The 26019-nt window shown below is 67.4% G+C and carries 25 protein-coding genes; 2 read left to right on the top strand and 23 right to left on the bottom strand.

What is annotated here, in order from left to right:
• Window positions 1-8 precede the first annotated feature (8 nt).
• Genes rpoZ through mihF form a run of 3 tightly spaced genes read right to left on the bottom strand, consistent with a single transcriptional unit; the run spans window position 9 to window position 1243 of the window.
• A complete protein-coding gene (gene rpoZ, locus L5G32_RS05760) occupies window positions 9-305 on the bottom strand; it encodes a DNA-directed RNA polymerase subunit omega (RefSeq protein ID WP_237010058.1) in 297 nt (98 codons plus the stop codon).
• Window positions 306-926 (bottom strand): guanylate kinase, encoded by a 621-nt coding sequence (gene gmk, locus L5G32_RS05755; protein WP_237010057.1) that lies wholly within the window; start codon window positions 924-926, stop codon window positions 306-308.
• A gap of 2 nt (window positions 927-928) precedes the next feature.
• The gene (gene mihF / locus L5G32_RS05750) at window positions 929-1243 is read right to left on the bottom strand and encodes an integration host factor, actinobacterial type (protein ID WP_132993466.1); all 315 of its coding nucleotides are present in this window, start codon (window positions 1241-1243) and stop codon (window positions 929-931) included.
• A gap of 222 nt (window positions 1244-1465) precedes the next feature.
• Between mihF and L5G32_RS05745 the strand changes: the two genes are divergently transcribed.
• Complete coding sequence (locus L5G32_RS05745; protein ID WP_237010056.1) at window positions 1466-2530, top strand: polyhydroxyalkanoate synthase family protein; 1065 nt, start codon at window positions 1466-1468, stop codon at window positions 2528-2530.
• Window positions 2531-3285: 755 nt separating this feature from the next.
• Here L5G32_RS05745 and L5G32_RS05740 read toward each other — a convergent pair.
• The 11 genes from L5G32_RS05740 to L5G32_RS05690 all read right to left on the bottom strand — a co-directional run bounded on the left by L5G32_RS05740 (window position 3286) and on the right by L5G32_RS05690 (window position 14805).
• Window positions 3286-3594, bottom strand: coding sequence for a GIY-YIG nuclease family protein (locus L5G32_RS05740; protein WP_237010055.1), 309 nt, complete (start codon window positions 3592-3594; stop codon window positions 3286-3288).
• Window positions 3595-3662: 68 nt separating this feature from the next.
• Window positions 3663-4481: an orotidine-5'-phosphate decarboxylase gene (gene pyrF, locus L5G32_RS05735; RefSeq protein WP_237010054.1), complete on the bottom strand. Its 819-nt coding sequence runs from the start codon at window positions 4479-4481 to the stop codon at window positions 3663-3665.
• The gene (gene carB / locus L5G32_RS05730) at window positions 4478-7813 is read right to left on the bottom strand and encodes a carbamoyl-phosphate synthase large subunit (RefSeq protein ID WP_237010053.1); all 3336 of its coding nucleotides are present in this window, start codon (window positions 7811-7813) and stop codon (window positions 4478-4480) included. Before carB ends, pyrF begins: the two co-directional genes overlap by 4 nt.
• Window positions 7813-9006 carry a glutamine-hydrolyzing carbamoyl-phosphate synthase small subunit gene (gene carA, locus L5G32_RS05725; protein ID WP_237010052.1) on the bottom strand — a complete coding sequence of 398 codons (1194 nt, stop codon included), beginning with the start codon at window positions 9004-9006 and terminating at the stop codon, window positions 7813-7815. The genes carB and carA overlap by 1 nt, the downstream gene beginning before the upstream one ends.
• Window positions 9007-9591 carry a PH-like domain-containing protein gene (locus L5G32_RS05720; RefSeq protein ID WP_237010051.1) on the bottom strand — a complete coding sequence of 195 codons (585 nt, stop codon included), beginning with the start codon at window positions 9589-9591 and terminating at the stop codon, window positions 9007-9009.
• Window positions 9588-10895 (bottom strand): dihydroorotase, encoded by a 1308-nt coding sequence (locus L5G32_RS05715; RefSeq protein WP_237010050.1) that lies wholly within the window; start codon window positions 10893-10895, stop codon window positions 9588-9590. Before L5G32_RS05715 ends, L5G32_RS05720 begins: the two co-directional genes overlap by 4 nt.
• On the bottom strand, window positions 10892-11926 hold the full coding sequence (locus tag L5G32_RS05710; protein WP_237010049.1) for an aspartate carbamoyltransferase catalytic subunit: 1035 nt from the start codon (window positions 11924-11926) through the stop codon (window positions 10892-10894). The genes L5G32_RS05715 and L5G32_RS05710 overlap by 4 nt, the downstream gene beginning before the upstream one ends.
• Window positions 11923-12492, bottom strand: coding sequence for a bifunctional pyr operon transcriptional regulator/uracil phosphoribosyltransferase PyrR (gene pyrR / locus L5G32_RS05705; RefSeq protein ID WP_237010048.1), 570 nt, complete (start codon window positions 12490-12492; stop codon window positions 11923-11925). The genes L5G32_RS05710 and pyrR overlap by 4 nt, the downstream gene beginning before the upstream one ends.
• Window positions 12493-12554: 62 nt before the next feature.
• The gene (nusB, locus tag L5G32_RS05700; RefSeq protein WP_372491640.1) at window positions 12555-13004 is read right to left on the bottom strand and encodes a transcription antitermination factor NusB; all 450 of its coding nucleotides are present in this window, start codon (window positions 13002-13004) and stop codon (window positions 12555-12557) included.
• 38 nt (window positions 13005-13042) lie between these two features.
• Window positions 13043-13606 (bottom strand): elongation factor P, encoded by a 564-nt coding sequence (gene efp, locus L5G32_RS05695; RefSeq protein ID WP_237010047.1) that lies wholly within the window; start codon window positions 13604-13606, stop codon window positions 13043-13045.
• A gap of 95 nt (window positions 13607-13701) precedes the next feature.
• Complete coding sequence (locus L5G32_RS05690; RefSeq protein WP_237010046.1) at window positions 13702-14805, bottom strand: aminopeptidase P family protein; 1104 nt, start codon at window positions 14803-14805, stop codon at window positions 13702-13704.
• A 49-nt stretch (window positions 14806-14854) separates the two neighbouring features.
• Here L5G32_RS05690 and L5G32_RS05685 point away from each other — a divergent pair, with 49 nt between their 5' ends.
• On the top strand, window positions 14855-15346 hold the full coding sequence (locus L5G32_RS05685) for a B-4DMT family transporter (protein WP_237010045.1): 492 nt from the start codon (window positions 14855-14857) through the stop codon (window positions 15344-15346).
• A 64-nt stretch (window positions 15347-15410) separates the two neighbouring features.
• Here the strand turns inward: L5G32_RS05685 and aroB are convergent, their stop codons facing one another.
• From aroB to L5G32_RS05640, 9 genes are all read right to left on the bottom strand, one after another.
• Window positions 15411-16520: a 3-dehydroquinate synthase gene (gene aroB, locus L5G32_RS05680; RefSeq protein ID WP_237010044.1), complete on the bottom strand. Its 1110-nt coding sequence runs from the start codon at window positions 16518-16520 to the stop codon at window positions 15411-15413.
• Window positions 16517-17062, bottom strand: a complete 546-nt coding sequence (locus L5G32_RS05675; protein WP_237010043.1) for a shikimate kinase — start codon at window positions 17060-17062, stop codon at window positions 16517-16519. Before L5G32_RS05675 ends, aroB begins: the two co-directional genes overlap by 4 nt.
• Window positions 17059-18237, bottom strand: coding sequence for a chorismate synthase (gene aroC, locus L5G32_RS05670; RefSeq protein WP_237010042.1), 1179 nt, complete (start codon window positions 18235-18237; stop codon window positions 17059-17061). Before aroC ends, L5G32_RS05675 begins: the two co-directional genes overlap by 4 nt.
• A gap of 69 nt (window positions 18238-18306) precedes the next feature.
• A complete protein-coding gene (locus tag L5G32_RS05665) occupies window positions 18307-18753 on the bottom strand; it encodes a prepilin peptidase (RefSeq protein ID WP_237010041.1) in 447 nt (148 codons plus the stop codon).
• Between the two features lie 16 nt (window positions 18754-18769).
• A complete protein-coding gene (locus L5G32_RS05660; RefSeq protein ID WP_237010040.1) occupies window positions 18770-19606 on the bottom strand; it encodes a shikimate dehydrogenase in 837 nt (278 codons plus the stop codon).
• Window positions 19599-21458, bottom strand: a complete 1860-nt coding sequence (locus L5G32_RS19340) for an endolytic transglycosylase MltG (RefSeq protein ID WP_237010039.1) — start codon at window positions 21456-21458, stop codon at window positions 19599-19601. Before L5G32_RS19340 ends, L5G32_RS05660 begins: the two co-directional genes overlap by 8 nt.
• A gap of 30 nt (window positions 21459-21488) precedes the next feature.
• The gene (gene ruvX / locus L5G32_RS05650) at window positions 21489-21935 is read right to left on the bottom strand and encodes a Holliday junction resolvase RuvX (RefSeq protein WP_237010038.1); all 447 of its coding nucleotides are present in this window, start codon (window positions 21933-21935) and stop codon (window positions 21489-21491) included.
• Window positions 21932-24598, bottom strand: a complete 2667-nt coding sequence (gene alaS, locus L5G32_RS05645) for an alanine--tRNA ligase (RefSeq protein WP_237010037.1) — start codon at window positions 24596-24598, stop codon at window positions 21932-21934. Before alaS ends, ruvX begins: the two co-directional genes overlap by 4 nt.
• 60 nt (window positions 24599-24658) lie before the next feature.
• Window positions 24659-26017: a replication-associated recombination protein A gene (locus tag L5G32_RS05640; RefSeq protein WP_237010036.1), complete on the bottom strand. Its 1359-nt coding sequence runs from the start codon at window positions 26015-26017 to the stop codon at window positions 24659-24661.
• Window positions 26018-26019: the final 2 nt, after the last annotated feature.

The raw sequence follows: 26019 nt of genomic DNA, 5'->3' as shown, positions 1-26019 counted from the left end.
CGGCCGGCCTACTCGCCTTCGGTGTGCTCGAGCAGATCGGAGTGGATCTCACGCATAGCGATCGAGAGGGCCTTCTCCTGGACGCCGGGCTCGACGAGCGGGCCGACGTATTCGAGGATGCCCTCGGCCAGCTGGTTGTAGTAGTCGTTGATCTGACGCGCGCGCTTGGCGGCGTAGATGACCAGCGCATACTTCGACGAAGTGCGCTCAAGCAGTTCGTCGATCGGCGGGTTCGTGATCCCCAGCGGGGTGTCGTACACGGGCTCGTCGACGACGGCCTGATCGATCTCGGTTTGAGTGCTCACTCACATCTCCTGCGCAGTATGTTCGGCCGACCGCATTTCCGACCGCGGCCCGACCAGCAATTTTAGCAATTGTTCGACGGTTTCGTCGACATCGTCGTTCACGACGACGTGCCCGAACTCGTCTTGCGCCGCCATTTCGACGCGCGCTGTCTCCAGGCGGCGCTCGATCACGTCGCCGCTCTCGGTGCCTCTGCCGGTGAGTCGTGAGACGAGTTCGTCCCAACTCGGCGGCGCCAGAAACACCGTTATCGCCTCGTCCAGATGCTCGCGGACGTTGCGTGCACCGACCAGATCCACTTCGACGAGAACGGGACGGCCTTCGGCCATCGCCTGCTCGACGGGCGCGCACGGAGTGCCCGAACGTTGGAGTCCTCCGTGAATCTCCGCCCACTCGAGCATCTCGCCCGCGTCGATCATCTCGTCGAACGCTTCGCGGGTGACGAAGTGGTAGTCGCGGCCGTCGATCTCGCCGGGACGCGGAGCACGTGTCGTAGCCGACACGCTGAAGTGAAGTTCGGGAAGTTCGTCACGGAGTCGGCGGACGACCGTGGACTTCCCGACGGCCGAGGGGCCGACCAGTACAACTAGTCGACCCCTCGATCGGGTGTTCGCGTCGGGCACGCTCAGGAGCTGAACTTCTCGAGCAGCGCCTTACGCTGACGGTCGCCGAGTCCGCGCAGACGGCGGGTCGGGGCGATCTCCAGCTCGGTCATGATCTCCTGCGCCTTGACCTTGCCGACCTTGGGCAGGGCTTCGAGCAGCGCGGAGACCTTCATCTTGCCGAGGATCTCATCGTTCTCAGCATCGGCCAGCACCTGCTTGAGATCGGTGCCGCCTCGCTTCAGGCGTTCTTTGAGCTCGGCACGCACGCGACGGGCTGCAGCCGCCTTCTCGAGCGCAGCAGCGCGCTGCTCATCAGTCAACTGGGGAAGAGCCACGGTTCCTCCGTCTTTCGTTTCTACGGGTTCAGTTGGTCCGCTCGACGCTATCAATATCGACCGGTGGTTTCGCCGCGAGGATCGTTCGTGACCCCCACGGTCTTCGGCGATCGTAACGCTCGCCGCCGAGACCAGCACAAACGGTACCCGCTGCGACCGACACTTTGCACCCTCGGCCCCGGGCGCGCCGCGGAAAACTGTCAGGTAGTACCGTGTGCGTCCATGCTGAACGACCTGCGTACCCTCGCCCGTGTCCTTCGGGACGATTACGCGCCTCGATCCGCGACCGAGTCGGTGATCGTCAGCGACCGTCCGCACGGACGTCTCCGCAGGTACGGGAGCCGCGAGCACCTCGATGCGGCTCGTGCGGCCGGCCGTGTCCCCGTGCTTCTGGTTCCCCCATTGGCGGTCCCCGCGAGCTGTTACGACCTCGCTCCCGGAGTCGATCCGGCGAACTCGGTCGTCGAGTTCCTCTTGTCGACGGGAGCCGTCCCGTACGTCGTCGACTTCGGTGACGCGGCGCGCGGTCTCGGTTTCGAGGACTACTTCGACGGTTTCGTTCCGCGTGCGATCGCCGACGCCGTCGGCGATTTCCGGGCCGGTCCCGGCACGGTCGATCTGCTCGGTTGGAGTCTGGGCGGAACGCTGTCGTTGTTGACCGCCGCCCACCGTCGAGACCTGCCGATCCGGTCGATCATCACTGTCGGCACCCCGTTGAACTACTCGAAGATGCCGATGTACGGCGCGGCGAGCAAAGTCCTCGCACCGACTGATGGGAAGCCGATCGACTACGTGTTGAAGGCGCTCGGCGGCATCCCCGCTCTCCTGGTCCAGCTGTCGTACCGAGCGACGGCGTGGCAGCGCGAGCTGCGCAAGCCGAAATTCATCCTCGACAACCTCGACGACCACGATGCGTTGGTTCGCATGCAGGTGATCGACCGTTTCCAGAACGCTATGCCCGGTTATGCCGGCAAGGTGAGCGAGCAGATGCTCGTGAATCTGGTGGTGCGCAACGAACTCGGCGAGGGGGTACTTCATCTCGGCGGTCATACGATCGATCTGCGCGCCGTGTCCGCCCCGGTGTTCCTCGTCGGCTCCCATCGCGACGCGATCGTCAGTTATGCGGCCGCACGTCACGGTGAGAAGCTCCTCACCTCGTCGTCGCACGTGGAGTTCCACACGATCGAGTCCAGCCATCTCGGCCTGCTGACGGGACCTGACGCGCAGCAGCACACGTGGCCCGCGATCGCCCGCTTCCGCGAGAACCTGGTGTCCTCCCCTGCGTGATCAAAGCTGTCGCGCAGCCTAATAGTGGTTGAGCAGCACCTTCTTGTAATTAGTTGAGCGAGCGCACCCCTGCAGTTGGTTGAGCAACGCCTTCTTGCAGTTGGTTGAGCTGCGTTTTCTTGCAGTTGGTTGAGCGAGCGGAGCGCGCGCCGTCCTGAGCCCCGTCGAAGGGTCGAAACCCCTTACTGCACCGACCAAATCGACCGACCCCCAGCGAACATGCCCACGCTCAAGCGACCACAACGCATCCAGAACGAGTCTTCGACTCGCTCCGCTCGCTCAGCCAACTACACGACGGCGCGAGTCGACCGGGGAACGCATGGACATCGCCGCCCGCAGGTAGCGGTCCGAGAACTCGCTCCCCCGCAGTTGGTTGCACAGCGTCTTCTTGTCGTCGGCTGAGCAGCGCTTTTCTTGCAGTTGGTTGAGCGAGCGAAGCGAGTCGAAACCCCTACCGCACCGACAGACTCGACCGAGCTTCACTGAGCTGACCGAGACAGATCCTCCGACAGCGATCGACCTGATACGACAGCTCGAAATTCGAGAGGCAGGGCACTCGGCGGCGAGTGAGAACGAACGGGGCTTCGACTCGCTTCGCTCGCTCAACCAACTACAGGACGGCGCGTCGACCTGTTGACCGCACGCCCGTCGCCTCCCGCACGTAGCCGTCCGAGAACTCGCTCCCCTGCAGCTGGCGAGCGAGCGCCGTCCTGAGCCCCGTCGAAGGGTCGAAACCCCCTACCGCACAGACCATCTCAATCAGCATCCAGGTGATCGGACGGACGGTAGCCGCGCTTCGAGAGCGCGGGAAGGAGGTCGAACCGACCGGCGATGAGCGCCTCACGCTTCGCTCGCGACCAGCCCTGTACCTTCTTCTCGATCGCATACGCCTCGCCGACCGACTCGAACTCCTCGCAGAACACGAGGACCACGGGCAGTCGCTCACGCGTGTACGCAGAGCCACGGCCGGACTGATGCTGCGCGAATCTGCTCTCGACGCTGCGGGTGCTCCCGACGTAGTACGAGTCGTCGGAGCACCGGAGGATGTACATGTATCCGCTCATTGGTCGAGCGTCGTCGACATCGGTCGGATGCGGAAGTGCGAATTCCACAGGCGGGGTTTCGACCACGCCTAACGCAGCGCGTGCTCGATCTCGTCTCGCGTGGACTCCACGGCGGAGCGGAGCGCTGCGGCGTCGGGGCCCGCACGCAGGATGCTGCGGCTCGCGGCGGGCAGCAGCCACGAGAGGTCTGCATCGGCGAAAATGCGCGCCAGGTCAGCGGCGGTAGCGCCCTGCGCACCGAGCCCGGGCGACAGGACCGGGCCGCCGAGAGCACTCAGATCGAGCCCGTGCTCGCGGGTGGCTCCGACGACGACGCCGACGGTCCCAGAGCTCTGGACGTTGACCGCGGCCGCCGAGTCGACGATCGACTGCGCGACTGTGGTTCCGTCAGCCATGGCCGTCTGCACCCCGCCGCCGTCCGGGTTCGACGTGCGGGCCAGTACGAACACTCCCCGATCGGCGGCTCGGGCCGCTTCGACTGCGGGGTCGAGTGAGCCGAATCCAAGATAGGGCGACACTGTCACAGCGTCGCTGCACAACGGCGACTCGTCGTCGAGCCAGGCCGTCGTATAGGCGGCCATCGTGGAACCGATGTCGCCGCGCTTGGCGTCCGCGAGAACGATCGCCCCGGCGTCCCGGCACCCGGCGATCGTCTCCTCGAGCACCGCGAATCCCGCAGAACCGAACTGCTCGAAGAACGCGACCTGCGGCTTCACGACGGCGGCTACGGGAGCGATCCCGGCGACGCAGGCCTGCGCGAAGTCGCGTAAACCCTGAACCGACACCGGAAGACCCCATTCGCGCAAGAGCTCCGCATGGGGGTCGATGCCCGCGCAGAGACGGCCGCGCGCGGCGACCGTCTCCGCGTAACGCGAACCGAAGGTCACGGTCGGCCCTGCAGCTCGGCGTGACGTCGTTGCAGCGACGCGACGCCCATCGTCGCGCCGATCGCCGCCTCGATGCCTTGAACTGCGGCGCCTGCGCCCGACACGGTCGTGATGCAGGGAACCGTCGCGCCGATCGCGGCCGAGCGGATCTCGTATCCGTCCACGCGAGGACCCGACGTGCCGTACGGGGTGTTGATGATCATGGCGACGTTGCCCGCCTTGATCTCGTCGATCACGGTACGCTTGCCGTCGGCCGACTCGGCGCCCTTGGCGACGGTCGCCACCTCAATGCCGTTGCGGCGCAGTACGTCTGCGGTACCGACCGTGGCCATGATCTGGAAGCCGAGGTCGGCGAGGCGCTTGATCGGGAACAGGATGGACGCCTTGTCCCGGTCGGCCACCGACACGAACACGGTGCCCGACGTCGGCAGTGCGCCGCCTGCACCCTCCTGCGACTTCGCGAACGCCCGACCGAAGTCGGCGTCCAGGCCCATGACCTCGCCGGTCGACTTCATCTCCGGGCTCAGCAACGAGTCGACGCCTGTCCCGTCGGCGCGCCGGAACCGGTTGAACGGCAGGACAGCCTCCTTGACGGCGACCGGGGCGTGCGCGGGCGTGGTCGAACCGTCGCCCGACTCGGGCAGGATGCCTTCGGTCCGCAGTTCGGCGATCGTGCGGCCCATCATGACGCGGGCACAGGCCTTCGCCAGCTGCACGGCCGTCGCCTTCGACACGAACGGGACGGTGCGGCTCGCCCGCGGATTCGCTTCGAGGACGTAGAGCGTGTCGTCGGCGAGCGCGTACTGGACGTTCAGCAGGCCGCGGACGCCGATGCCTTTCGCCAGGGCTTCGGTCGAGGTGCGGACTCGCTCGATGACGGCGGCAGTCAACGTGATCGGCGGCAGCGCGCACGCCGAGTCGCCGGAGTGGATGCCTGCCTCCTCGATGTGCTCCATGACGCCGCCGATGTAGATCTCGCTGCCGTCGTACAGGGCGTCGACGTCGATCTCGACGGCGCCTTCCAGGAAGCGGTCGACGAGAACGGGACGGTCGGCGGAGATCTCGGTGGCGCGCGAGATGTAGTCGGCGAGTGCCTGCTCGTCGTACACGATCTCCATGCCGCGACCGCCGAGGACGTACGACGGGCGGACCAGGACCGGATAACCGATGCTCGCCGCGATGTCGCGGGCGCCGTCGAACGTGGTCGCCGTGCCGAACTTCGGCGCGGGGAGGTTCGCCTCGGTGAGGACGCGGCCGAACTCGCCGCGGTCCTCGGCGAGGTCGATGGCCGCTGGGCTGGTGCCGACGATGGGCACTCCCGCGGCCTCGAGCCGGGCCGCCAGGCCGAGCGGCGTCTGACCGCCGAGTTGGACGATCACGCCTGCGACGGTGCCCGACTCGCTCTCCGAGTGGTACACCTCCATCACGTCTTCGAACGTGAGCGGCTCGAAGTACAGCCGGTCCGCGGTGTCGTAGTCGGTGGACACGGTCTCCGGGTTGCAGTTGACCATGACCGTCTCGTACCCGGCCTCGCTCAACGTCATCGCGGCGTGGACACACGAGTAGTCGAACTCGATGCCCTGCCCGATGCGGTTCGGCCCCGATCCCAGAATGAGCACCTTGGGACGCTCGGTCTGGACGGCGACCTCACTCGTCGCCGCCGGATCGATCTCGTAGGCGCTGTAGTGGTACGGAGTCTTCGCCTCGAATTCCGCAGCGCATGTGTCGACGGTCTTGTACACCGGTCGCACGCCGAGTCCGACACGGAACTCGCGGGCCTCGTCCTCGTCGGCGAGATCACTGCGGAGCGCCGCGATCTGCCGGTCCGAGAGTCCGGTCGACTTCGCGATGCGCAGCAGTTCCTCGTCCAGGACGTCGGCGTCGCGCACGCGGTGCCCGATCTCGCGGATCCCGTCGATCTCGGCCAGGAACCACGGGTCGATGGCGGTCACCTCGTAGAGGCGCTCGATCGACACGCCCGCCTCGAGCGCCAGCATCAGCTTGTGCATGCGACCGTCGCGCGGGACCGCGATATCGGCCAGGAGTGCTTCGACGTCGAGCGTCGCCGGGTCGGGGCGGTCCGCCTCGGTCCAGAACCCGGCGGCCTTGGTCTCCATCGAGCGCATCACCTTGCCGAACGCCTCGGCGAAGCTGCGGCCCAGGCTCATCGCCTCACCGACCGACTTCATGGTGGTGGTGAGAGTGTCGTCGGCGCCGGGGAACTTCTCGAACGCGAACCGCGGAGCCTTGACGACGACGTAGTCGAGGGTCGGCTCGAAGGCGGCCGGCGTCACCTTGGTGATGTCGTTGGTGATCTCGTCGAGCGAGTAGCCGATGGCGAGCTTGGCCGCCATCTTCGCGATCGGGTAGCCGGTCGCCTTGGACGCGAGGGCCGAAGACCGCGAGACGCGCGGATTCATCTCGATGACGACGAGGCGTCCGTCCTTCGGGTCCTGCGCGAACTGGATGTTGCAGCCGCCGGTGTCGACGCCGACTTCACGGAGGATCGCGATTGAGAGGTCGCGCATGATCTGGTACTCGCGGTCGGTCAGGGTCATCGCCGGAGCGACGGTCACCGAGTCGCCCGTGTGGACGCCGACCGGGTCGACGTTCTCGATCGAGCAGATGACGACGACGTTGTCCTTGTTGTCGCGCATCAACTCCAGCTCGTACTCCTTCCACCCGAGGATCGACTCCTCGATGAGCACGTTGGCTGTCGGGGACGCGGCGAGCCCGCCGCCCGCGATGCGGTCGAGGTCAGCGTCGTCGTAGGCCATGCCGGAACCGAGTCCGCCCATCGTGAACGACGGGCGCACCACGACGGGGAAGCCCAGATCGTCGACGGTCTTGCGGACCTCGTCCATCGTGTAGCAGACGGCCGAGCGCGCACTCTCGCCGCCGACTTCGGCGACGATGTCCTTGAACATCTGGCGGTCCTCACCGCGCTGGATCGCGTCGAAGTCGGCGCCGATCAGCTCGATGTCGTATTTGGCGAGGATTCCTTTGTCGTGCAGGCCGACGGCCGCGTTGAGCGCGGTCTGTCCGCCGAGCGTCGCGAGAACGGCGTCGATCGGGTGTCCGGCGGCCGCCTCGGTCTGGATCACCTTCTCGATGTACTCGGGGCTGATCGGCTCGACGTACGTGGCGTCGGCGAACTCCGGGTCGGTCATGATCGTCGCCGGGTTCGAGTTGACCAGCGACACGCGCAGGCCCTCGGCCTGGAGGACGCGGCAAGCCTGGGTGCCCGAGTAGTCGAACTCGCAGGCCTGGCCGATGACGATCGGGCCGGACCCGATCACCAGGACGTGGGAGATGTCAGTACGACGGGGCATTACGAGAGGGTCCCTTCCTGGGCGGAGTTCTCCATGACGTGGACGAACTTGTCGAAGAGGTTGGCTGCGTCGTGCGGTCCGGACGCGGCCTCGGGGTGGTACTGGACGGAGAATGCCTTGCCGGAGAGCAGTTCGACGCCTTCGACCACACCGTCGTTGGCGCACACGTGCGAGACGCGGGCACGGCCGAGAGGCGTGTCGAACTCTTCGCCCGGTTCGCCTTCGATCGCGAAGCCGTGGTTCTGGGAGGTGATGGCGATACGACCGCTGACGGTGTCCAGGACCGGGATGTTGATGCCTCGGTGACCGAACTTCAGTTTGTAGGTGTCGCGCCCGAAGGCCCGACCGAGGATCTGGTTACCGAAGCAGATACCGAACGTCGGCAGACCCGAGTCGACGATCTCACTGGTCAGCTCGACCGCGGCGTCGGCGGTCGCCGGGTCGCCAGGACCGTTGGAGAGGAAGAAACCGTCGGGGTTCAGTGCCTTGATGTCGGCGAAAGTGGCGGACGACGGGAGGACGTGCACTTCGACGCCACGGGCTGCGAGCATGCGGGGCGTGTTGGCCTTGATGCCCATGTCCAGGGCTGCGACCCTGAACTTGGCCTGTCCGCCCGCGGCTTCGACGACGTACGGTTCAGCGGTGCTGACCTCGGCGGCGAGATCGGCTCCGGCCATCGACGGCTGGGCCCGCACGGTCTCGAGCATGTCCTCGGTGGACCGCAGTGCGTCACCGGAGAAGACGCCTGCGCGCATAGAGCCGTTCTCGCGGAGCACGCGGACGAGCGCTCTGGTGTCGATGCCTGCGATCGATACGATGCCCTGGTCGGTCAGTTCGCCTTCGAGGGTCGAACCCGCACGCCAGTTGGACACGCGACGGGTCGGGTTCCGCACGGCGTACCCTGCGACCCAGATCTTTCCCGGATCGTCGTGGTCGATGAAGTCGGCCGACCAGGTGACAGCCGATCGCTTGCCGAGAAGGCTTTCGCTGTCCTCGGTGTTCCAGCCGGTGTTGCCGATCTGCGGAGCGGTCGCGACGACGATCTGCCGGTGATAGCTCGGGTCGGTGAGGGTCTCCTGGTAACCGGTCATCGCGGTGCAGAACACCGCTTCGCCCAGAGTCTGACCGATGGCCCCGTAGGCCAGACCGGTGAACACCTGACCGTTCTCCAGCACCAGTACTGCCTTGCTCATCTAGTCTTCCTTCTTCGTGTCGGTGCCGGACTCGTTCTCCGCGTTCGGGAGGTCTTGCTCCTCGGCGGCCGCGAATGCCCGTTCGTTCAATTCGGCGTAGGCCTCGACCCACTCCGGGTACGTCGTCTTGTCGTCGCCGCGTAGGCCGGAGTCGATCGTGACGCCGGTCGGCAGGGCCCACCGGATCACCAGGACACCGTCGCGGCTCATCACTTTGCCTGCGAGACCGTTCTCGGTGCGGACCGCGACGATCGATTCTCGGGGGATCCAGATCTCCGATGCGCCGCGCCGCGCCATCAACAGACCGCCGGGGTACTCGGTGAGTTCGGCAGTGGCCCGGTCGCCCTTGTCGCCGACGGCGACCCGGTTCTGCCAGCTCGGCGCCAGAGTGCTGCCGACGTACAGGCCGGTGTGCGGGCCACGGATCGGGATTCCGAGCTCGGCGGGCGTCGCGGGGAACTCGCCGACCGTGTCGGCCTGACGGCGTCCTCGGTTTCGCCAACCGAGGACGATGAGCGAGACGAGGAGCAACCAGATCACGAGTGCGACGACCGCGATGACGAGGTAGTACTGCCAGCTGTTCATGTCCAGTCTCCTGACGTCCGCTGCGCCGTGATCCGTCCACGCAGGACGGTCGCCTGCACGACGCCCGGCAGTGTCATCTCTTCGTACGGAGTGTTCCGTGATCTGCTCGCCATCTCGTCGCCGCGGACCGTCCAGTGCGAGTCCGGGTCGACGATCGTCAGATTGGCGGGTTCGCCGACCGCGATCGGCCTGCCCTGATCGTCGAGCCCGACGATGGCGGCGGGGCGTTCGCTCATCACGCGGGCGACGCCGCGCCAGTCCAGGAGACCGGGCTGCACCATGGTCTGGACCACGATCGACAACGCGGTCTCGAGACCGAGCATGCCGGGCCTGGCCTGCGAGAACTCACAGCATTTCTCTTGCGACGCATGGGGCGCGTGGTCGGTGGCGACGCAGTCGACCGAGCCGTCGGCGAGCGCCTGCCGGAGCGCTTCGACGTCGCTGGCCTCCCGCAGCGGCGGGTTGACCTTGTTGACGCCGTCGTAGGTCTCCAACCGCGAGTCGTCGAGCAGCAGGTGATGCGGCGTCACTTCGGCGGTGATCTCGATTCCCTGCCCGCGCGCCCACTTGAGGAGTTCCACGGTGCCTGCAGTGGAGGCGTGCGCAACGTGCACGCGCGCTCCGGCGTCCCGGGCGAGGAGCGCGTCGCGGGCGACGATCGACTCCTCGGCGGCCCGTGGCCAGCCGGCCAGACCGAGTCGTGCCGCGGTCGGGCCGTCGTGGGCGACGGCTCCGACGGTCAGTCGTGGGTCCTCCGAGTGCTGCGAGATCAGGACGCCGAGTCCCGTCGAGTACTCGAGCGCCCGCTTCATCAAGACCGGATCGTGCACGCATTTGCCGTCGTCGCTGAACAGGCGCACGCGAGCCGCTCCCTGCGCCATCATCCCCATCTCGGCGAGCTGCTCGCCGACGAGGCCGACGGAGACCGCGCCGACGGGGTGGACGTCCACGAGGCCGACTTCCTGGCCGAGTCGCCATACGAGGTCGGTGATGGTCGAGTTGTCGGCGACGGGCGCAGTGTTGGCCATCGCGAACACGGCGGTGTACCCGCCGCGGGCCGCCGCCGCCGATCCGGATGCGACGGTCTCGGTGTCTTCGCGGCCGGGTTCGCGCAGATGCGTGTGCAGGTCGACGAAGCCGGGGAGCAGCACGCCTCCCCCGCCGTCGACGATCTCGGCGCCCTCGGGCGCGTCGAGTCCCTGGCCGATCTCGGTGATGACGCCGTCGACGACTGCGATGTCGACCGGGTCGCCGTCACCGTAGGGCCGGACGTGGGTGATCAGGGCCGAACCGGTGACGGTCACTGCTTCTCTCCTCGAAGGTCGGGCGTCTGGGACTCGACAGCGCGACTGTCGACGGGAGCATCGTGGCCGCTGGCGGATTCCTCGGCGCCCGCGATGAGGCGGAAGAGGACGGCCATGCGGACGTGGACGCCGTTGCGGACCTGTTCGAGAACTGTCGCCTGCGGGATGTCGGCGACGTCGAAGCCGATCTCCATGCCGCGCAGCATCGGACCCGGATGGAGGAGCACGACGTCGTCGCGGAGCATCGCCGTCCGGGCGTCGGAGAGCCCGTATCGGACGGAGTACTCCCGGCTGCTCGGGAAGAACCCGCCATTCATGCGTTCGGCCTGCACGCGAAGCATCATGACCGCGTCGGCTGCAGGCAGTTCCGCGTCCAGGTCGGTCGCCACGCGCACCGGCCAGGTGTCGATGCCCGTCGGCAGCAGCGTCGGCGGTGCGACGAGGACCACCTCGGCGCCCAGCGTCGACAGCAGCATCGCATTGGATCGGGCGACGCGCGAGTGCAGGACGTCGCCGACGATGACCACGCGGCGGCCCGCTATGCCGCCGAGGCGCTGGCGGATCGTGTACGCGTCGAGCAGCGCCTGGGTCGGGTGCTCGTGCATGCCGTCGCCCGCGTTGATGATCGACGGCCCGCTCGATCCCGGGATGCCGAGTACATCGGTGCCGTCGTTCGTCCACCGCGCGATCTGGGCGGCCGCCCCCGACGCCGGATGCCGGACGACGAGTGCGTCGGCTCCGAGTGCGCGCAGTGTCTTCGCGGTGTCCCGGAGCGATTCGCCTTTGTTGACCGACGACGTCGACGCGCTCACATTGATCGCGTCGGCGCTCATCCATTTGGCTGCGACTTCGAAGGAGACGCGGGTGCGTGTCGAGTTCTCGTAGAACACGGTCATCACGGTTCGCCCGCGCAGCGTCGGAAGCTTGCGCACCTCGCGACCGGCGAGCGCCTGCTCGAACCGCTGTGCCTCGTCGAGGATGTCGATCGCCTCGTCGTGTGAGAGGTCTGCCGCGGAGAGCAGGTGCTTCATCGGAGCACCACCTCGTCGAGGCCGTCGTGCTCGTGGAGGTGAACCTGCACGTCTTCGCCGCGCGCGGTCGGAATGTTCTTGCCGACGTAGTCGGCGCGCAGCGGGAGCTCGCGGTGACCACGGTCGACGAGGACCGCGAGTTGGACGGCGGCCGGACGACCGAGGTCGCGCAGTGCGTCGAGTGCCGCTCGTACGGTTCGTCCGGAGAACAGTACGTCGTCGACGAGGATCACGAGGGCGCCGTCGACGCCGCCTTCGGGGACCAGCGTGCGCTCGAGCGGACGGTGCGGTTTGTCGCGCAGATCGTCGCGGTACAGCGTGATGTCGAGGTAGCCGGTCGGCACGTCGACGCCGGTGAATTCGGCGATCTTCGCGGCCAGACGCCGCGCCAGGGACGTGCCGCGGGTAGGGATGCCGATCAGGAGGACCCGGCGCGAACCGGGTGCGTCCAGAGCGGTCTTCTCGATGACTTGATGCGCCATCCTCGCCACCGTGCGGCCGACGTCTGACGCGTCGAGCAGTACACGGGTGTTCGAGTTGTGGGCATCATCGACCGGCGGAACCAAGCCGACCTCCTTCTCCGCCTCACTGGACGGTCCGTTAAAGGATTAGCGCTTGTTGAAGAAGTCTACTCCGCCGAGGCTGCGGCGCGGACCTGAGGGGCGAGTTCGGCCACTCGGCCGAGCACCCCGTTGATGAACGCGGGCGACTCGTCGGTCGACAGCTCTTTGGCGAGCTTGACGGCCTCGTCGATGACGACGTTGATGTCGACGTCGTTCGCGTACAGCAACTCCCACACAGACAGCCGCAGGATGGCGCGGTCGACGGCAGGCAGACGGTGGAGCTTCCAGTTCTCCAGATGCGACGAGATGACCGCGTCGATCTGCGCGGCATCCGATGACACGCCTTCGACGAGAGTGACGGTGTACCCGGTCATCTCGCCGACTGCGTCGTGCTCGCCGAACCATTCGCGGCGCTCTTTGACCAGTTGGGTCGCCGGGACCTCCTTGGCCTCGGCCTCGAACAAGATGTCGACTGCACGCCCGCGCATGCGGTGGCGGCCCTTAGCTTCACTCACTGATGGTTCTCGTTACTACTGGTCTCGATGTGGTCTGGTCAGCTGTTGACGCGGCCGAGGTAATTGCCGTCGCGCGAGTCGATCTTCAGCTTGTCTCCGGTGTTGATGAACAGCGGAACGCTGATCTCGGCTCCGGTCTCCAAGGTGGCGGGCTTGGTGCCACCGGTCGACCGGTCGCCCTGCAGGCCCGGGTCGGTGTGGGTGACGATGAGCTCCACGGTGACCGGCAGGTCCACCGACAGCGGCTCGTCCTCGTGAGTGGAGACCTGCACGCTCATGTTCTCGAGGAGGAAACGCGCGCCGTCGCCGAGGACCTCGGGCAAGATGTTGATCTGCTCGAAGGTCTCGCCGTCCATGAAGACGAAGTCGGCGCCGTCCTTGTAGAGGAAGGTCATGTCGCGACGGTCGACCGTCGCGGTCTCGACCTTGACGCCCGCGTTGAAGGTCTTGTCGACGTTCTTACCCGACGTGACGTTCTTGATCTTGGTGCGCACGAAGGCCGGTCCCTTACCGGGCTTCACGTGCTGGAATTCCATGATCTGCCACAGCTGGTTGTCCATCTTCAGAACGAGCCCGTTCTTGAAATCGGCGGTCGTCGCCATGAATGTTCTCCTTGCGGTTGTTCGTCTCTGTCTGCCGGGCCGTGCCCACAGACGTTGTCTACAGTTCGTTCAGGGTCTACCGGGCGGGTCGGGGCCTATAGGGCGGTCAGGGCCCGGGACGTCGCCGTCAGCGACGTCGCTCCGGTATCGGTGACCACCAGGGTGTCCTCGATCCGCACGCCGCCGCGGCCCGGGAGGTAGATCCCGGGTTCGACGGTGACCGTTGCGCCGTCAGGCAGTGTACCGCTCGCAGCGGCACCGATTCCCGGCGCTTCGTGGATCTGCAGGCCGACACCGTGCCCGAGGCCGTGCACGTAGTACTCGCCGTATCCCGCGTCGGCGATCACCGTGCGGGCCGCGGCGTCGATCCCGGCGAGGTCGGCGCCGACGGCGAGTGCGTCTCGTCCGGCCTGCTGCGCGGTCGCGACGACGTCGTAGATCTCGCGCTGCCACGACTGCGGCTCCCCGAGCACGAAGGTGCGTGTCATATCCGAGTGGTACCCGCCTGCCACGGCGCCGAAATCGATCTTGACCAGGTCGCCGACCTCCAGGACGGTGTCCGTCGGACGGTGGTGCGGGACCGCCGACCCCGCTCCTGCCGCGACGATGGTCTCGAAGGCGACGGCGTCGGCCCCACGCTCGTACATCGCCCATTCGAGGTCGCGGGCGACTTGGCGTTCGGTGCGGCCCGGCGCGATCGCACCGCGCTCGACGAGGGCCGCGAGTGCGGCGTCGCCGATGGCGCACGCCGACGTGATCAACTCCACTTCGCCGTCGTCCTTGCTGATCCGCAACTCCTCGACCGCGTCGACGACCGGCTGCAGATGCAGACCGAGCTCTGCGGCGAGTTCGGTGAGCCGGGCGAATGCAGCGACGGTAACGACATGACCTTCGATCGCTACGTGTGCGCCGGGCCGCTGTTCGGCGACCGTCCGCAGCAGCTCCCTCGGACAGTCTCGCGAGATCGCGGCGATCAGGTCTGGGCTCTGTTCGGCCACCTGTGTGACGTATCGTCCGTCCGTGCCGATCCGGTCGCCGTCACGCGAGGGCCCCGTCCACGCCAGGACCGCCCCGTTGCTGCCGGTGAAACCGGTCAGGTACCGCACATTGTTCAGGTCGGCGACGATGATCGCGTCGACCTCATCGACCGCTGCGGAGTCCGCCAGCGCGGCGCGGCGTGAGGCGTTCGTATTACTCATCGGTATGTCTCCATTGTTGAACATGTTCCATCCGGCTACTGTGTCCTACATGACTTGGCTTATTCGTGGCGTCGTGATGTCCATTGTGCAGATCGCGGCACGCCTGATTCTCGGTGCCGTCGTGATCGCTGCGCCGTTGTCGAAGACGCTGTCCACGTCGATCGCACTCGCCGCCGTCGTCCTCATCGCCATCGTCTGGGGCGGGATCGACGGGATCCGCGACGCCCGAGCCAACGCCGACCCCGACGACTACGCGGATCTCACCGTCCGTTGGCTCAAGGCAGGCGTCTTCGCTGGGTTCGTCTCGTGCCTCGTGTGCTGGATAGTCGGCACCGCCGGGTGGTTCAACGGCATCGGCCAGGCATCGTTCCCGATCGAGATCGTGGCAGGCACGTCGTTCATCACCTTGATCGTCTTCGTTCCTGCCTTCTTCGGCGTCTCCATCGGCCGCCTGATCATCCGCCGCGAGCAGCGCAAAGCCGAGAATCGCGCACAGGAGCAGGCCGAGGAGCAGACCCAGCAGATTCCCGTCTCCGCCTGAATCACGCCTGACCGGTAGTTCTGGCCGTCGCCCGCCTACGCCTCGCGTAGGCGGGCGACGTGTGTCAGAGGAGGATCGCGCCCCCGCCGGACGGTTTGGCGCCAGAGACCGCCGAGTACGCCGCTGCGATCAGCGACGGGTCCGGAGCCTCCAGCCGTCCCGGCTTGGCCAGGCCGTCCAGGACGACGAAGCGCAGCATGCCGGACCGGTTCTTCTTGTCCCCCGCCATCGTCTTCAGGAGTGCGCTGAGAGCATCGTCGTCGTACGACGTCGGGAGTCCGACGAGTTCGAGGATCGTGCGGTGCCGGTCGGCCGTCTCGTCATCGAGTCGACCGGCCAGACGCGCGAGTTCCGCCGCGAACACCATGCCGACCGAGACCGCGGCCCCGTGCCGCCACTTGTACTGTTCGCGACGCTCGATCGCGTGCCCGAGCGTGTGGCCGTAGTTGAGGATCTCCCGCAATGACGACTCTTTGAGGTCGGCCGACACCACGTCGGCCTTCACCTGCACCGAACGACGGATCAGTTCGGGCAGGACGTCGCCCTTCGGGTCGAGGGCTGCGGTCGGATCGGCCTCGATCAGATCGAGGATCACGGGGTCGGCGATGAAACCGGTCTTCACCACCTCGGCGAATCCGGACACGACCTCGTTGTGCGGCACCGTCTCCAACGTCGCGAGGTCGATGAGGACGGCGTCGGGTTCGTGAAACGAGCCGACCAGGTTCTTACCCGCATCGGTGTTGATCCCGGTCTTGCCGCCGACCGCTGCGTCGACCATCGCGAGGAGTGTCGTCGGGACGTGGATCACGCCGATGCCGCGCATCCAGGTCGCGGCCGCGAAGCCCGCGAGATCGGTGGCCGCGCCACCGCCGAGGCTGATCACTTTGTCGTTGCGCATCATCCCGATTCGGCCGAACACCTCCCAGCAGAACGAGGCGACCGACAGGTCCTTGCCTGCTTCGGCATCGGGGATCTCGACGCGGTGCGCGTCGAAGCCCCGCTCGGCGAGATACGCACGGATCTGCTCGGCGGTTGCGGCCAGTGTCGGCTGGTAGACGATCGTGACGCGGTCGGCGCCGTTCGCCGCAGCCGCGACGTCGTCGAGCAGCCCTCGGCCGATCGTGACGTCGTACGGCGACGCTGCGCGGACTGCGACGGTGACCGGTTCGGTCATGAGTTCTCCTGATCAAGTCGGCGGATAATGGCTGCCACGACGGACGACACCGGTTCGGCAGCATCGACGACGTGGGTGGCGACTGCCCGATAATGCCCGGTACGAGCAGCGAGGATGTCCCGGTAACGGCCGGCAGGATCGTCGGCAGCGAGCAACGGACGGTCCGAGTCGCGGACCCGCGCAAAGCCGTCGTCGGCGCCGATCTCGAGATAGACGACGTGGTGACCGACCATCGCGGCACGGATCGCAGGCACCGTCGGCGAGCCGCCGCCGAGCGCGACGACGCCACGGGCCGACGCGAGCACATCGCCGACGACGTCGGCTTCGATCCTCCGGAACCCGTCCTCGCCCTCGGCTGCGAAGATCTCCGGGATGCTGCGTCCCGCACGTCTCGCGATCTCGGCGTCGGTGTCCACGAAGTCGACTGCCAGGCGCTCGGCGAGCATCCGTCCGACCGTCGACTTCCCGGACCCCATGAAGCCGGCCAAGACGACGGTCGGTCTGTCAGCGGGGGGCCAGTCGGGCACTGGCCGATCGGTCATGGACGCGGTGGACGCGAGTTCACGGCGTCCTGGTACGCGCGGACGTTCCGCTGCGTCTCGGCCACCGAGTCGCCGCCGAACTTCTCCAACGCCGCCTGCGCGACGACGAGTGCGACCATCGCCTCGGCCACGACTCCGGCGGCAGGCACCGCACACACGTCGCTGCGTTGGTGGATCGCGCTCGCCGGCTCGCCGGTGGTCATGTCGACGGTCGAGAGGGCGCGCGGCACCGTCGAGATCGGCTTCATCGCGACGCGCACACGCAGATCTTCGCCGTTGGTCATGCCGCCTTCGAGTCCGCCTGCCCGGTTCGTCGACCGGAGTACGCCGTCGGCGCCCGGAACCATCTCGTCGTGCGCCTGGCTGCCACGGCGTCGCGCGGTCTCGAAGCCGTCACCGACTTCGACGCCTTTGATGGCTTGGATGCCCATCAGCGCCGCCGCGAGTCGCGCGTCCAATCGAGTCTCGCCGCTCACATGGGAGCCGAGACCGACTGGAACAGCGGTGGCGATGACCTCGACGACTCCGCCGAGCGTGTCGCCCTCTCGTTTGGCTGCTTCGATCTCCTCGATCATCGACGTCTCAGCGTCCTTGCCGAACGCGCGCACGGGGCTCGCGTCGATGGCCTCGAGGTCGTCCGGCCGCGGCGGAGGACCCGCGTACGGTTCGCTGTCGCCGATGGAGACGATGTGCGACACAATCTCGATGCCGAGGACCTGCTTGAGGAAGTTGCGTGCGACGGTCCCCGCGGTGACCCGCGCCGCCGTCTCGCGGGCGCTCGCCCGTTCGAGGATCGGGCGAGCGTCGTCGAATCCGTATTTGAGCATGCCCGAGTAGTCGGCGTGGCCGGGGCGCGGCCGAGTCAGCGCGGCATTGCGCGCCGTGCCTGCGAGTTCGTCCGCGTCGACCGGATCGGCCGCCATGACCTTCTCCCACTTGGGCCATTCGGTGTTGCCGATCTCGACGGCGATCGGTCCGCCGAGCGTCCGGCCGTGGCGAACACCGCCGATCACGGTCACCTCGTCGGCCTCGAACTTCATTCGGGCGCCGCGACCGTATCCGAGTCGGCGTCGAGCCAACTGTTCGGCGATGTCGGCGGTGGTGATCTCCACACCCGCGACCATTCCCTCGACCAGGGCAACCAGGGCCGGTCCGTGTGATTCTCCGGCAGTCATCCAACGCAGCACACGTCGATTCTTCCAGAGTCCGCGGCAAGCGCCGAATTCGCCGTCTTCAGGGCCCGCTCACCGCACGACGAGTACGGTCGCCCCGAGGAGGACGGCGGCCCCGACCAGCGCCGGGCCGTGTGCGGTGACACGCCGTCGGGTCACCGCACTCACTGCCAGGGACAGCACTGCGGCGAGCACCACCGTCAGCAACGCTGCGGCTGGGATCCCGACTGCTCCGCCGACGACTACCGCGAGCTTCACATCGCCGCCTCCGCACGCCCGGAACACGAACGCGCACAGGTACACCGCTCCACACGCGAGCCCGGCGATCAGGACGCTCGGCGCGACGACGCCCACCGCGACGACTAATCCGATCGCAGGCAGTGTGATCGCGTTGGGGATTCGCCCGGTCCGCGCATCGATCACCGCGCACACCACCGACACCGCGACCAGGACGAGAGTGACGAAAGGCATGAGTCGAGCATCGTCGACGGCGACGCCGGTGCCAACTGCGTTGTCCACAACCGGCGAGTAGGGGTTACGGCAGGTCGATACCCACGGCGGCAGCCATCGCAGCTTTGGGCGCTGGCTTGCCGGTGAACCGCTCCACCTGGTTGTACGCCTGGTGGAGGAGCATCACTAGGCCGCCGACGACGGTGCCGCCTGCGTCGGCGACGGCGGCCGCGAGAGGTGTCGGCCACGGATCGTAGATGACGTCGACGAGCCGCGACGTCGCTGCGACCGACGACGCGAGGATCTCAGCCGCCGAGGCGGGGACGGTGGAGACGGTCACGTCGGCCGACGTGCACGCGTTCCGCAGGTCGCTGCTCGGAGCGAAGTCGAGCACCTGCGCGTGTACCGACAGTCGCTCGGCGAGTTCGAGGACGCCGCTGGCTCGGCCCGCGTCGCGCGCCACGACGACGACGTCGGAGACTCCGGCTTCGGCGAGTGCCGCCAGCGCGGGCCGAGCAGTGCCGCCCGCGCCGATGAGGACCGCGCGGGTCGGCGGCTGCGCAATTCCCGTCTGGGCGAGCGCACCGGTCACCCCGTCGACGTCAGTGCAGTCGGCCAGCCAACCGTCTGCAGAACGGACCAGTGTGTTGGCCGAGCCGATCAACTCGGCGCGGTCAGTGACGGCGTCAGCGAACGCGAGCGCCGCCGATTTGCACGGCATCGTCACTGAGTAGCCGATCCACTCCGGGCCCGCCTCGCCGACGGTCTGGGCGAGTCCGTCCGCCGTCGTATCGATCGCATCGTACGACCACCCGTCCAGCCCGAGCGCGGCGTAGGCGGCCCGATGCAATGCAGGCGATCTCGAATGTCCGACCGGCGAGCCGAGCACCGCTGCTCGACGAGCGGGCGGTGCGCTATTCACAACCGACCGTCAGGAATTTGTTGCGGCACGCCACCTGACGGTTCTGTTTGTGCTTGTCGAAGGTCTTCGCGAACAGCGTCGTACCGTCCTCGTCGACCGTCACGAAGTACAGCCACTTCCCGTCGGCGGGGTTCTCCGTAGCGTGCAGCGCACGGTCGCCGACAGCGCCGATCGGCGTCAACGGCAGCCCGTCGTGTTTGTACGTGTTCCACTCGTTGTCGTTGTTGTACGCCGCACCGTGTAGGTCGTTGGCGCGGACGTCCGCGGTGTAATTGGCGGTGGAGTCCATCTCCAGACGCTGGTCACGGTCGAGCCGATTCAGGATCACGCGGGCCACCTTCGGGAAGTCGACCTCCTTGCGCGCCTCCCCCTCGACGATCGACGCGACGGTGAGCGTGTCGTACGGCGACAGGCCGGAATCGTTGCCGCTCAACAGCCCCCAGGCCGTGTAGCGCGTCTCGCTGCGCGTGATGAGTTCCCGCAAGATCTCTCGAGCGTCGAGCGTCGGATCGATGTCCTCCCACGCCCCGGACGCGATGAGCCCCTCGATGCGACGGTGGTCGCCGGTCAGCTCTTCGACCTTCTCCCGCGCCCACGACGGAACACCGAGTTCGTCCGGTGACGACTCGGCCGCAGCCTCTTCGAGTTGCGCGACGGTCACGCCGTACTCGGCGTCGTCGGTCTTTATGGTCGTCGCCCCGGCGATCATCTCGAAGATTCCCGGCCGAGTGTGTCCACCGGTGCTCTCCTTCGAATCGAGCTGGAGGCCTTCGGGCACGATGATTCGGCCGACGCGACGGTCGGCCCCGCTCATCATGTCGATAGCGCTCTTGGCGGAGATCCCCTTCGGCATGTCGTAGAAGCCTGCCGCGACGCCCGGGCCGGACTCTGCGGCGTCGACGAACGCACGCTTGCTGCCGACGACGCCTGCATCGGCGAGGGTCTGTCCGACGTCGCGGATCGCGGCGTCCTCGGGAACATGGACGAGAACCGAGCCGGAACCGGTCGCACTGTCGTAGTCGGTCCGTGAGTCGAACACACCGAGCCACTTGAGTCCGAGGCCGGCGATCACGAGGATCACGATCAGCGCGATGGCGCCGACTGCGAGCAGGACTCGCTTGTTGCGTCGACGGGCAGGCATCGCGCCGCCGACTGTCGGCCCGTCCCCATAGCCCCCGTCCCCATAGCCATCGTCCCCGTCCCCGTAATCGGAGTCGAGGAAGTCGGGTTCCTGATCGCTCTCGTCGACGGGCGGGTAGACCGGTGTCTCGCGTGAGTACTCGCCGACCTCTCCGGGACGGGATTCCAGGACGTCGAACGTCGGCTCGGCTGGCCGCTCGGGCGCACGCTCGCGCGCTGCCGCCGGCTCCGGTTCCCACTGCGGGTCGGGCGCGGCCGCCGTATCGGCCGCCTCCTGCCCCGCAGTTGTGAACGGCACCGCGTGTCCGGCCGGCCGGACACGGTCGATCGGTCCGGTCTGCACGTGCGATTCGGCGTCCGGGGCAGATCTCGACGGCCGAGGCGGCTGGACGGGCTGTGCGGGTGGTGCGGGCGGGCCGGGCTGGCGCGGCGGCTCGGTGAACTGGGTCCGCGGCTCTTCCGAGCTCCGGTAGCGGACCTCGAAGTACGGCGACGTGCCCGGGGACGGATCCGGGGTCCGGTACTCGATTGTCGGATCGGGAAGTGACTTCTCGACGCGCACGATGGGAATGCTTCCCGTAGTCGTCGGGTCACCGGGGCCTCGTCGACGTCGGTGCCTGTTTGCGGCCTGCGCCGATGGGCGGTCGGTGAAGTACCGCCGGGAGTCGTCATCTCCCTGCCCCCGGCGGGACGTCGGGTCTTGATCACTCACGTGCGTCGATCCTCCTCATCGGTGAACACCTCACCGGTGCGCGTCCAACCATCCCTGCAGAATAGCCACTGCTGCGGCCTGATCCACGACGGCGCGCGCGTCCTTCGCTTTAACGCCGCTTGCCCGTAATGCCGTAGTTGCGGTGACCGTGGTCAACCGTTCGTCATAGAACTCGATCGGTGCGTCGCGTCCGGCGTCGCGGTCGCGGACCTGTGTGTCGAGAGCGCGCGCGAACCCACGTGCGACTTTCACGGCTCGCCCCTCGGTGTTGGCGAGGGTCCGCGGAAGTCCCACGACGATCCCGATCACCTCGTATTCGTCGACGATCTCGACGATCCGGGCGATGTCACTGCCGTCTTTCGCGCGCCGCACCGTCTCGACCGGCGTGGCGAGGATCCCGTCCGGGTCGCACACCGCGACACCGATGCGGACGCTGCCGACGTCGATCGCGAGACGACGGCCACGAGGCGAGATCATCGACCCCCGACGACGTCGCGCAACCGGACCAGCGCGGCGTCGACGCCCGAGGCGTCCGTGCCCGACCCTTGAGCCAGGTCGGGCTTTCCGCCGCCCCGACCCGCGACCAACGGCGCGATCTCCTTGACGACGTCGCCTGCCTTGATCCCCGCGGCCCGCGCGGCGTCGGTCGTGCCGACGGCGAACGGGACCTTGTCGCCGTTCGCGGAGAACAACGCTACGACTGCATTGCGATCGGCGACACGTCCGCGCAGATCGGTGACGAGGGTCCGCAGACCGTTCGCGTCCACACCGTCGGCGACACGACCGGCGACGACGAGTGTGTCGCCCACGGTCTGCGCCTGGTCGATCAACCCGGACACCGCAGCCCGCGCCTGCTCGGCCTTCGCCGAGTCGAGCGCCTTCTCCGCGTCGCGCAGACGCGCGACGAGCTGCTCCACACGGCCTGGAACCTGATCGGACGGTACCTTCAACGACGAGGCGAGACCCGCCATGAGCGCCCGCTCCTTCGATAGGTAACGGAACGAGTCCATGCCCACGTACGCCTCGACCCGTCGGACGCCCGATCCGACGGACGACTCCCCGATCACCGTGATCGGCCCGACCTGTGCCGAGCTTCCGACGTGCGTGCCTCCGCACAACTCCATGGAGAACGGTCCGCCGATCTCGACGACACGCACACGGTCGCCGTAGTTCTCGCCGAAGAGCGCCATCGCGCCCATCGCCTTGGCCTTGTCGAGATCCGTCTCGAAGGTGTTGACCTGGAAGTTCGACTCGACGGCCTCATTGCTGATCTGCTCGATCTGTGCCCGCTGGTCGTCGGTGAGTCCCGTCGCCGAGTGGAAGTCGAACCGCAGGTAGCCCGGCCGGTTCAACGAGCCGGCCTGGGTCGCCGTCGGCCCGAGGATCTGACGCAGTGCCGCGCCGACCAGGTGGGTGCCCGAATGCCCCTGGGTCGCCCCGTGACGCCATCCGGCGTCCACGCTGGCCAGGACTTCGTCGCCCTCGGCGATCTCGCCTTCGTCGACGACCACGCGGTGCAGCCACACCTGCTTGCCGACCTTCTGCACATCCTTGACCGACAGCCGGACGCCGTCGGACGTGGTGATCTGTCCCTGGTCTGCGGTCTGTCCACCTGCCTCCGCGTACAGCGGGCTGCGATCGAGGACCACTTCGAGTTCGGTGCCGGGCGTCGCCGAACGCACCCGCTCGCCGCCTGAGACGAGGCCGACGACCCGAGCCTCGGAGACGAGTTCGTCGAAACCGGTGAACACGGTCGGGCCGCGGTCCAGGAAGTCGCGGTAGACGGTCTGATCCGTGTGCGACGACTTCCGCGACGTCGCGTCGGCCTTCGCGCGGCTGCGCTGCTCGGCCATCAACTCGGCGAACCCGTCCCGGTCCACCTGGAGGCCCGCCTCCGACGCCATCTCCAGTGTCAGGTCGATCGGGAAACCGTACGTGTCGTGCAGCGCGAATGCGTCGCCGCCGCTGATCTGCGAACTCCCGCTCGCCTTGGTGGCGTCGGCGGCTTCGGAGAACAGTTTCGAACCTGCCGCGAGAGTCTTGGAGAAGCTCGCCTCCTCCCCGACCGCGACCGCGACGATGTGCGCACGCTGCTGCTCGAGCTCCGGGTACGACGGACTCATCAGGTCGACGACGGCGTTCACAATCCGCCCCATCGTCGGGTCCGACGCGCCCAGCAGCCGCACCGAACGCACCACACGCCGCAGAAGCCTGCGCAAGACGTATCCGCGGCCGTCGTTGGCCGGGACGACGCCGTCGCCGATCAGCATCACCGAGGTGCGGGCGTGGTCGGCGATCACGCGGAACCGGACGTCGTCCTCGTTACTGCCGGTGCCGTATCCGCGACCGGTCACTTCCGCGGCCAGGTCGATGATCGGCCTGCACAAGTCGGTCTCGTACACGTTGTCGACGCCCTGGAGGAGGCACGCGACGCGCTCGATCCCCATGCCCGTGTCGATGTTCTTCTTCGGCAGCGGCCCGAGGATCTCGTAGCCCTCCTTGCCGCCGCCCTCACCGCGGATGTTCTGCATGAACACGAGATTCCAGATCTCGATGTAGCGGTCCTCGTCGGCCTCCGGGCCGCCCTCGACGCCGTATTCGGGTCCGCGGTCGTAGAAGATCTCCGAGCACGGGCCGCACGGGCCCGGCACACCCATCGACCAGTAGTTGTCCTTGAGTCCGCGACGTTGGATGCGCTCGGACGGCACACCGATCTCGTCACGCCAGATCGTCTCGGCCTCGTCGTCGTCGAGGTAGACGGTGGGCCACAGCCGCGTCGGGTCGATGCCGTAGCCGCCCTCGTCGACGGGATTGGTCAGCAGCGTCCACGCGAAGGTGATCGCCTCGCGCTTGAAGTAGTCGCCGAACGAGAAGTTGCCTGCCATCTGGAAGAACGTGTTGTGGCGGGTCGTGACGCCGACTTCTTCGATGTCGAGCGTGCGCACGCACTTCTGCACACTGGTCGCACGGTCGTACGGCGGCGTCTGGTCGCCGAGGAAGTACGGCTTGAATGGGACCATGCCCGCGTTGACGAACAGCAGGTTCGGATCGTCGAGAATCAACGATGCGCTTGGCACCTCGGTATGTCCGGCCCGGATGAAGTGATCCAGGAACCGCTTCCGGATGTCATGCGTCTGCACTGCGGATGTCCTTCGTCGAGAATCGCTGATGGTTCGGGGGCGAGTTTACCGGGGCGCGGTTCACCGTCTGCGGGTACGGCTCGCGACTCCGCGGATGATCGAGCGCAACTTGCCCACGCGGGTTACCAGTTCCCGTTCGAAACCGTGATCGGTCGGAGTGTAGTAGTCGACGCCGACCAGTTCGTCGGGCGGATACTGCTGCGGCAGAACACCGTCGGGGTCGTCGTGCGGAAACCGGTAACCGATGGCGTTGCCGAGCTTCTTCGCGCCCGCATAGTGACCGTCGCGCAGGTGGGCGGGCACCGCCCCGGTCTTCCCCGCCGACACGTCTGCTGTGGCGGCCCCGAGTGCGGCGGTCACCGAGCCCGATTTGGGGGCAGTCGCCAAGTGGATCGTGGCCTGCGCCAACGCGAGTCGGGCCTCCGGCATGCCGACGAGTTGCACGATCTGTCCGGCGGCCACCGCAGTCTGCAGCGCCGTCGGGTCGGCCATCCCGACGTCTTCGCTCGCGTGGATCATCAGGCGACGTGCGATGAACCGAGGGTCCTCGCCCGCCACCATCATCCGGGCCAGATAGTGCAGCGCCGCGTCGACGTCCGAGCCGCGAATCGATTTGATGAACGCACTCGTCACGTCGTAATGCTGATCGCCGGACCGGTCGTAGCGGACGGCGGCGCGGTCGATTGCCGCTTCGACGTCCGCGACGGTGATCTGACCGTCCGAGGCGCCGTCGGCGCTCGCCTCCAACGCCGTCAACGCTCGTCGAGCGTCACCGCTGGACACCGCGACCAGATGGTCGAGTGCTTCGCCGGTCATCTCGACCGAGCCGTCCAAGCCGCGCGGATCGGCCACTGCCCGCTCCAGGACCGTCCGTACGTCCCCGTCGGTCAGCGACCGCAGATGCAGGACCAGGGACCGGGACAGGAGCGGTGCGACGACCGAGAACGACGGATTCTCCGTCGTCGCTGCGACCAACAGCACGATGCGGTTCTCGACGGCGTCGAGCAGCGCGTCCTGCTGGGTCTTGGAGAAGCGATGGACCTCGTCGATGAACAGGACGGTCTGTTCGCCCTGCACCAGGCGTCGCCGGGCGGCATCGATGACGGCTCGGACCTCTTTGACGCCCGCGGAGAGCGCCGACAACGCCTCGAAACTGCCGCCCGTCGCCTGACTGATCAGCGACGCCATCGTCGTCTTACCGGTGCCGGGCGGGCCGTACAGCATCACCGACGATCCACCCGAGCCCGCGATCAGCCGTCGAAGCGGCGAGCGTTCACCGAGCAGGTGGTCCTGCCCGACGACCTCGTCGAGCGTCGTCGGTCGCATCCGCACCGCGAGCGGCGCCGACGGAGCGGGTGTCTGCGGCGTGGTGCGACTGCCGGTACCGACGTCGTCGAAGAGGCTGTCCGACCCGGTCATCG

Origin of the sequence: Gordonia zhenghanii, assembly GCF_021738965.1 — a bacterium.
Lineage (GTDB): Bacteria > Actinomycetota > Actinomycetes > Mycobacteriales > Mycobacteriaceae > Gordonia > Gordonia zhenghanii.
This window is presented reverse-complemented; position numbering and strand designations above follow the sequence as displayed.